Origin of the sequence: Legionella sp. km772, from assembly GCF_003989735.1 — a bacterium.
Classification (GTDB): Bacteria; Pseudomonadota; Gammaproteobacteria; order Legionellales; family Legionellaceae; genus Legionella.
Window position 1 is genome coordinate 1 of sequence record NZ_RZGQ01000142.1, and the last position, 7,372, is coordinate 7,372.

Below are 7,372 nucleotides of genomic sequence, written 5' to 3' on the forward strand. Positions count from 1 at the left end.
ATCAAATAATCACTATAAAGATCAAGCATATCCATTTAATTCCCTCCCTAAAATTAAGGGCGGAATTCTAATGCTTTTTAGTCAAACTACAAGTTTATGTGCGTAACATGAGTTATTTATTATTTATGTTGTTTAAAATGAAATGAGGCCTTGTATTATAAAAGCGTTTTGATTAAAAATGGTAGGTAAAGGATTATTTTTAAACCCTCGCAAAGGAGAAAAAGGATGTCTACTGAAATAGAGGAATTAAGTAATTTATTAGAATCAGCAAAAACGAGTGTTGAACCAGTTAAGATAACCGTTGTCCCACCGAAGCAAGCCATTTCTTTAAGTGCTCCAGCTGAAATTGATAATTTAGCTGAAATCATTAAGACGCGCGATAATATTGCTAAGGTTAAAGAAAGCCTTAATAAAATTATTGATAGTATTGCTGATAATCCCAGCCTAGTAACGCGTGCATCCAATGCATGGGGAGAATGGGCGACCTGGCAAAAAGTAGGGACAGGCTTAGCATTAACTGTTCCCGCATTATTATCTGGAGCTGCAGCGGGAATTGGTTCTTTACTCATCTTAGGTGGTGCAACCGGCGTTGTTTACACTACCACTGGTATTATTTTAGAAGATCATCATGCTTGCAATGAGAACATTAAACAACGTTTAAAAGAAGGGATTTCTAGCATTGCGGATATTTTGGAACTTACTATCGTTGCTTTGGATAATATACGTCTTCGTTTGGCTGAGGAAATAGGGAAATTTAAGGAAGAGAATTTCAAATTAGCGCGGCTAGTTTCTAATTTACAGGATCAAGTAACCACTTTAAGCATTCACATTGAAATTCTTGAAGAAACAGAAACTTTCTTACGTGGTACTAAGGATAAATTACAAAAAGACATAGAGGAATTGAAAAAATCGACTGAGCAGCAAGATGTATTATTGAAGAAAAAACAAGCGGAACTGGTCCAAGTCACTAGTGACTATCAAAAAACACAAGCGCAACTTGATAAGCGAATTGAGGAATTAAGAGTAGTGCGCGAGGAAATGTCTATAGAGATAACCAAAACGCAAAAAGTGTCTGTGGTCTTACAAAAAGCAGTGCATACTTTATCGGGTCAAGTGCTGGAAGAGCAAACTCAGAAACAACTGTTTCAAAGAAAACTTGAATCCTTAATGACAGATAAAGAAGCTGACGCAAGTAAACTCCTAGAAAGGATGAGTACTACTCATAGAGAGCTGGAAGGGGCTAAAGAGGATTTGCGCGCTAATAATGCACGTAATAGCGAACTGTTGGCAAAACAAGGAGAACTTGTAAAAAGGCTAGAAAAAATTGATTTAATGCTCTTGTGTCGTCGAGAACCGATTGGCGTTAGAGTTTCAGAGGTCCCAAGTACTTTATTTAATACGAGGTCCACCCCTGGAGCGGTGGAAGTAGTAGGCGCTGTTCTTGGCGCAAAAACCCTTTGATGCGCCTCGCTATCAAACGTTCATCCTCAGAAAGGAGGGAGGCCATTTGAGCAAGAAGATGTCTTTTTGAGCTGCAGGTTTAAGCTAAAACGTTAAATTTGACGTGACCCAAAGTATGTAGGCCAGATTCTGGCCTACAGATAGGAAATTTATTTTTCAGAAGATTCTTTTACTGCTAAAGCCGCTTCTCTTTTTCTAGAGTCATTTTTAGAACGGTGCTGGGCGTTCTGGTTATTCTGATTGGGGTTTCTTTTTCGTTGTTGATTTGCATTATTGCTCGTATTGCTTGGAGCATTCGCAGCATTTGCTTGATTATTAGAGTTACCACCATTAGAACGCTGCTGAGTAGGACGTCGACGACGTGAATTATGCGTGCGTCTATCGTTTGAATTTTTATTATTGTTTTGTCTATTGCCTTGATTAGGACGAGATACTTTTTTCTCTTGCTCGGTATGGTTAGTACTCGATGCTGCGGCATGACCGCCAAACAGACTGGTCCATAAACGTTTAATAAAACTATTTTGTGGGTGTTTGATGATCTGGTGCTCAGCAAATGATTTCACTGCGGGTTCATCTTGAGCTGCAGCTTCTTTATCACTGCTTATTATATGTAACTCGGGTTGCTGAATCAAAGAGTAGCTTGGTTTTTTAGCTTTACCCACATTATCTTCTTTCAAGCGTGTAATCGAGTATTGAGGTGCATGGAGATAGGGATTGGCAATAATAATGACACTGACACCATGGCGTTTTTCAATATTTTTAATGAACTCTCTCTTTTCATTCATAATGAAGGTGGCCATTTCTGCTGGTAATTGTACCTGGATCTCAGCGGTTTTTTCTTTTAATGCCTCTTCTTCAATCAGACGGGTAATGGATAAACCATGGGATTGGATATTACGAACCGTGCCACGTCCTTCACAGCGTGGACAGACATCTTGCGCTGTTTCACCTAAAGACAAACGTAAGCGTTGACGAGACATCTCTAAAAGGCCAAAACGAGAAATACGACCTACTTGGATGCGCGCACGATCAGCTTGCAAAGCTTCTTTGAGTCTGTTTTCTACTTCACGTTGATTTTTGCTAGAACTCATGTCGATAAAATCAATTACGACTAGGCCGCCTAGATCACGTAAACGTAATTGACGTGCAATTTCATCAGCTGCTTCTAGATTCGTATTCAAGGCAGTTGCTTCAATATCAGAACCACTGGTTGCTTTAGCAGAGTTCACATCAATAGATACTAAGGCTTCAGTACGATCAATCACTAAAGCACCACCGGAGGGTAGCATCACTTGGCGTTGGTAAGCCGTTTCGATTTGGCTTTCAATCATGTAAAAATTAAATAGGGGAATGCTACTATTGTATAATTTGAGATTAGGTAAAAACTCAGGTTTTACGCGCTCAATATATTGTTTAGCTTTAATATAAGAAATTTGATCATCAATGATAATTTCACTGATTGATTTGCGAAGGTTGTCGCGAATAGAGCGAATAATGACATCGCCTTCTTGATGAATTAAGCAGGGTGCAAGTTCAGAATTGTAGGCTTGTTTAATTGATTCCCATTGGTTACAAAGCATACTAAGATCATCTTGTAACTCTTCCTGGCATTTGCCTACACCGGCAGTACGAATAATTAGCCCCATATCTTCGGGTAAGTCTAAGGCATTTAGAGTTTCTCGTAACTCATCACGTTCATCGCCTTCAATTCGACGAGAAATACCGCCGGAGTGAGGATTGTTAGGCATTAAGACTAGATAGCAACCTGCTAAAGTAATAAAGGTTGTTAGTGCTGCGCCCTTATTACCTCGCTCTTCTTTATCGACTTGAATTAAAAGTTCTTGTCCTTCACGAATTAAGCTAGTAATGGGGGGACGTTCATCACCAAAACTATCTGGATGCTTACTTAAATATTCTGGTGCGATTTCTTTTAAAGGTAAAAAACCTTGGCGTTTAGAACCATATTCTACAAAAACGGCATCAAGACTTGGTTCGCGTCTTGTTACTATGGCTTTGTAGATATTCCCTTTCTTTTTGATTTCCCCTGGGCATTCGATATCGAGATCGAATAATTGATTATTTTTTATAAGTGCAACGCGAACTTCTTCAGTTTGCATGGCATTAATTAACATTTTTTCCATTTGTAACCCCATAATTTAGGGCGCTAGCTAGTACAAATAGAGATAGTAAAGGCTCAATTTATCGAGCTGATATATTGCAACTTAAGTGTATAAAAAAAGACTTATTAGCCATTTCAACCTACTCTTTTTGTACGTTGTATGGCTCATTCTTCCTAACCCTAAGACCTATTGGCGCGCAATGCTATCAGCCTTTCTAATTTTATCAGAGTTATTAGCTGATGAATTTAGAATATTGATCTTTAAGTAACCCATAACCTGTGAACAGACCGTACGCATACTCCCTGAATAATCAAAAGGTGCGTGCTTTTTTCTATACTGCATACGTGTTAAGCAAAGTACAAAATAATGTCTAATAAGACAAGTGACGTCTCGAAGAGAGTTCGTATGTGGTATAAAGCATGTCTGGCATGCGTAGGTATCTGTTGAATTTATAGTCAATTTAGCTCTAGTATTGGGTCGCTTCCTTATATCTACTATCTTAACTAGGAAAGCGCGTCTTACTTTGTAATTGCTCATTACATCAAGGACCTCATCTTTAATCTAAGCGTGACGTTTATGATGTTTATCATATTGCCCTCTTAGTTGAGGCCGTTATTCGAGCAATTACTACTTTTTTACCCCTACTTATCTCGGTAAGAGAACTATTTTCTTAGTTATCTCTAAGAGTGTAGTTTAACTTAAGTAGTGGTTGTAACTGATTTGACAATTAAATTAATCAAACAAGAGTATCCAGATAATTTTTTTACATTATTAAAAAATTAGATAGAATGTCTTTAATTTGTTAGTTAATGACAAATCTTTTTTGTCGATAATTAATCGACTGATAAACTTTTTTAACATTTATACGTTATAATTCGGTGCTTAGGTTATTAGTCCTATGCAATATAGGATCATATCAAAAAATTCACGCTCAGCAAATAGGTTTATGAACAATGAGTGACGTTAGTTATAAAGAAATTACCGCAGAAGAAGATGGGCAACGCTTAGATAATTATCTGATTAAAGTTTTGAAAGGGGTTCCCAAAAGTCATATTTATCGGATTATTCGAGGGGGGGAGGTTCGCGTTAATAAAAAAAGGTGTCAAGTTAATCAACGCCTACAAACAGGAGATATCCTCCGTATTCCGCCCATTCGCCTTGCTGCACATAAAGAAATTTTTGTGGGCGACGCATTAGCAAAACGGCTTAATGAGAGTATCATTTTTGAAGACGCCGGATTGTTGGTTATTAATAAGCCATCAGGAATTGCTGTACATGGAGGGAGTGGCTTAAGTCTGGGCGTTATTGAAGCTTTAAGAAAAACACGCACCGATTTAGCTTACTTAGAGTTGGTTCATCGTTTGGATAAAGAAACCTCTGGTTGTTTATTATTAGCGAAAAAACGCAGCGTGTTAAGAGCAATTCAAGCATTATTAGAGGCAAGAGAGGTACAAAAAACTTATTGGGCCTTATTAACTCATCCTTGGCAGGGGAAAAAACAGGTCACGGTTAATGCTGCCTTAGAAAAAAATATTTTAAAATCAGGTGAGCGAGTTGTTTCAGTGAGTGAAGAAGGTAAATCCTCTCAGACCGACTTTAAACTTCTGGAAAATTACCAACAAGCTTGTTGGGTTGAGGCGTGCCCCAAAACAGGTCGAACACATCAAATTCGAGTACATAGTGCTCATTTAGGTCACGTGATAGTAGGTGATGAAAAATATGGATCACTTGCAGGAGAAATAGAAGGGATAGATAATCGCTCACATCGTCTTTATTTGCATGCAAGAGCGATTCAGTTTAATTTAAATGGCATCAAGCAGGTTTTTCATGCAAATTTAGATGAACGATTTGCTAATACATTAAAATTATTGCGTCAAAGGAGCTCAATGAGTGAGTAACCCATATCAGTTAATAGTCTTTGATTGGGAAGGAACTATTTCTGACACTTTAGGACTGATTTTACATACTGTTGCCACCGAGGCTCATAATTTGGGTTTTGGTGATGTAGATCCGTATCAAGCTAGACAATACGTGGATTTAGGATTAGCACAAGCCTTACGCAAATTATTTCCTCATCTGTATTTGACTCAGCATGAGCAATTAATTCAAGCAGTTCAACGTGCCATGATCACCCGACCTGCGGAAGTGTGTTTAATTCCAGGAGCGCGGGAAACTATTCAAGCCATCCATGATGCACATCTGGATCTTGCGATTGCTTCTAATAAAGGCCAGCATTCTTTAGCACGTGCATTACATGCAACGGGTTTAGATAATTTATTTAAGGTAACACGATGTGCGGGACAAGTGGCTGCAAAACCCTCACCACAAATGTTAGAAGAAATCATGGATGAATTTGGTCAAACACCGAGTACCACATTGATGGTCGGTGATGCAGCCACTGATATGGAAATGGCAAGGAGCATTAATGTTACGGCAATTGGAGTTGATTTTTATCATCAAAATAAAGAGACACTTAAAGCAGCTGGGGCATTTGCAGTATTTGATGACTATCAACTATTAGCGCAGTTTTTAAAATTGCCGCAGGAGTCTAAAGGGGTATAAGCAGTGAGTACATTAACCAGTTTGCCAAATCTATTAACCTTAATGCGGATAGTATTAGTTCCAATCTTTGTTGCTATTTTTTATTTACCCTTTCAATATTCTAATGCTATTGCCGCTTTCATTTTTGCTGCAGCAAGTTTTACTGATTGGTTGGATGGGTATTTAGCACGAAAATTAAAAATGATGTCCCCTTTTGGTGCTTTTCTTGATCCGGTAGCAGACAAGCTATTAGTTTCTACTAGCTTATTGCTTCTCGTGGGTGCTAAAGAAATTGATTACATCACTATTCCCGCTATAGTTATTGTAGGACGAGAAATCGTTATTTCTGCGCTGAGAGAATGGATGGCTGAAATTGGTAAACGAGCCAGTGTGACGGTTGGTTATATTGGAAAAGTGAAAACCTTCTTACAGATGCTCGCTTTATTTTTATTACTCGCATCCACTCCTTTTGTTTCTTGGTGGGGAACCATTGGGTTCATTTTGTTGTATGTGTCTGCAATTTTAACGATTTGGTCTATGGTTATTTACCTTGCGATTGCTTGGCCAGATTTAATGAAAAAAAGTTAAATTTTTTGTTGACAGGTTTTAAAATTTCGGTAGAATGCCATCCCATAGAGACGCGGGAATAGCTCAGTTGGTAGAGCACAACCTTGCCAAGGTTGGGGTCGCGAGTTCGAGTCTCGTTTCCCGCTCCAAATTAAAGCGACAGCAAGTCGCTTTTTTTTTTAGAGTGCTAGAGAAAGTGCCATGGCTGTGTGGCAGAGTGGTTATGCAGCGGCCTGCAAAGCCGTGGACGCCGGTTCGATTCCGGCCTCAGCCTCCAAAGATGTATCGTAATGCCCAGGTGGCGAAACAGGTAGACGCAAGGGACTTAAAATCCCTCGGTGGTAACACCATGCCGGTTCGATTCCGGCCCTGGGCACCATTCACAAAAAGTAATTAGTCTTTCGCTTAAAACAAAATAAATAAGCTTCCGATCCGTATTAACCCCCAAAAAATTTTCAGCCAACATAGTTTAATTTTTACAGGCTATCAAATCCGGGTTCCTGTTTTAGCAAGCTTTTGATAACTATTATTTTTTATAAGGCTATACAATTTTAATTTGATGATTTACTCATGTTACGCACATAAACTTGTAGTTTGACTAAAAAGCATTAGAATTCCGCCCTTAATTTTAGGGAGGGAATTAAATGGATATGCTTGATCTTTATAGTGATTATTTGATTTTC

The 7,372-nt window shown here is 38.5% G+C and carries 5 protein-coding genes and 3 tRNA genes; 7 read left to right on the forward strand and 1 reads right to left on the reverse strand.

Going from position 1 to position 7,372, the window contains the following annotated elements; all coding sequences use genetic code 11:
* Positions 1–225: 225 nt before the first annotated feature.
* Positions 226–1,461 (forward strand): LegC2/C7 family Dot/Icm T4SS effector, encoded by a 1,236-nt coding sequence (locus tag ELY15_RS12025; RefSeq protein ID WP_127100353.1) that lies wholly within the window; start codon positions 226–228, stop codon positions 1,459–1,461.
* 149 nt (positions 1,462–1,610) lie between these two features.
* Here ELY15_RS12025 and ELY15_RS12030 read toward each other — a convergent pair whose 3' ends face one another.
* Positions 1,611–3,602 carry an Rne/Rng family ribonuclease gene (locus ELY15_RS12030; RefSeq protein ID WP_199744218.1) on the reverse strand — a complete coding sequence of 664 codons (1,992 nt, stop codon included), beginning with the start codon at positions 3,600–3,602 and terminating at the stop codon, positions 1,611–1,613.
* Between the two features lie 932 nt (positions 3,603–4,534).
* Here ELY15_RS12030 and ELY15_RS12035 point away from each other — a divergent pair.
* The 6 genes from ELY15_RS12035 to ELY15_RS12060 all read left to right on the forward strand — a co-directional run bounded on the left by ELY15_RS12035 (position 4,535) and on the right by ELY15_RS12060 (position 7,068).
* Positions 4,535–5,479 (forward strand): RluA family pseudouridine synthase, encoded by a 945-nt coding sequence (locus ELY15_RS12035; RefSeq protein ID WP_127100357.1) that lies wholly within the window; start codon positions 4,535–4,537, stop codon positions 5,477–5,479.
* Positions 5,472–6,143, forward strand: a complete 672-nt coding sequence (locus tag ELY15_RS12040; RefSeq protein ID WP_127100359.1) for an HAD family hydrolase — start codon at positions 5,472–5,474, stop codon at positions 6,141–6,143. The genes ELY15_RS12035 and ELY15_RS12040 overlap by 8 nt, the downstream gene beginning before the upstream one ends.
* A gap of 3 nt (positions 6,144–6,146) precedes the next feature.
* Positions 6,147–6,710, forward strand: coding sequence for a CDP-diacylglycerol--glycerol-3-phosphate 3-phosphatidyltransferase (gene pgsA, locus ELY15_RS12045; RefSeq protein WP_127100361.1), 564 nt, complete (start codon positions 6,147–6,149; stop codon positions 6,708–6,710).
* 52 nt (positions 6,711–6,762) lie between these two features.
* A tRNA-Gly gene (locus ELY15_RS12050) sits at positions 6,763–6,838 on the forward strand.
* A 54-nt stretch (positions 6,839–6,892) separates the two neighbouring features.
* A tRNA-Cys gene (locus tag ELY15_RS12055) sits at positions 6,893–6,966 on the forward strand.
* Positions 6,967–6,981: 15 nt separating this feature from the next.
* Positions 6,982–7,068 (forward strand) — tRNA-Leu (locus ELY15_RS12060).
* Positions 7,069–7,372 lie beyond the last annotated feature (304 nt).

Bases quoted from the DNA above. Each gene is read 5' to 3' on its own strand.
- ELY15_RS12025 (WP_127100353.1), top strand. From the start codon at position 226: ATGTCTACTGAAATAGAGGAATTAAGTAATTTATTAGAATCAGCAAAA.
- ELY15_RS12030 (WP_199744218.1), bottom strand. From the start codon at position 3,602: ATGGAAAAAATGTTAATTAATGCCATGCAAACTGAAGAAGTTCGCGTT.
- ELY15_RS12035 (WP_127100357.1), top strand. From the start codon at position 4,535: ATGAGTGACGTTAGTTATAAAGAAATTACCGCAGAAGAAGATGGGCAA.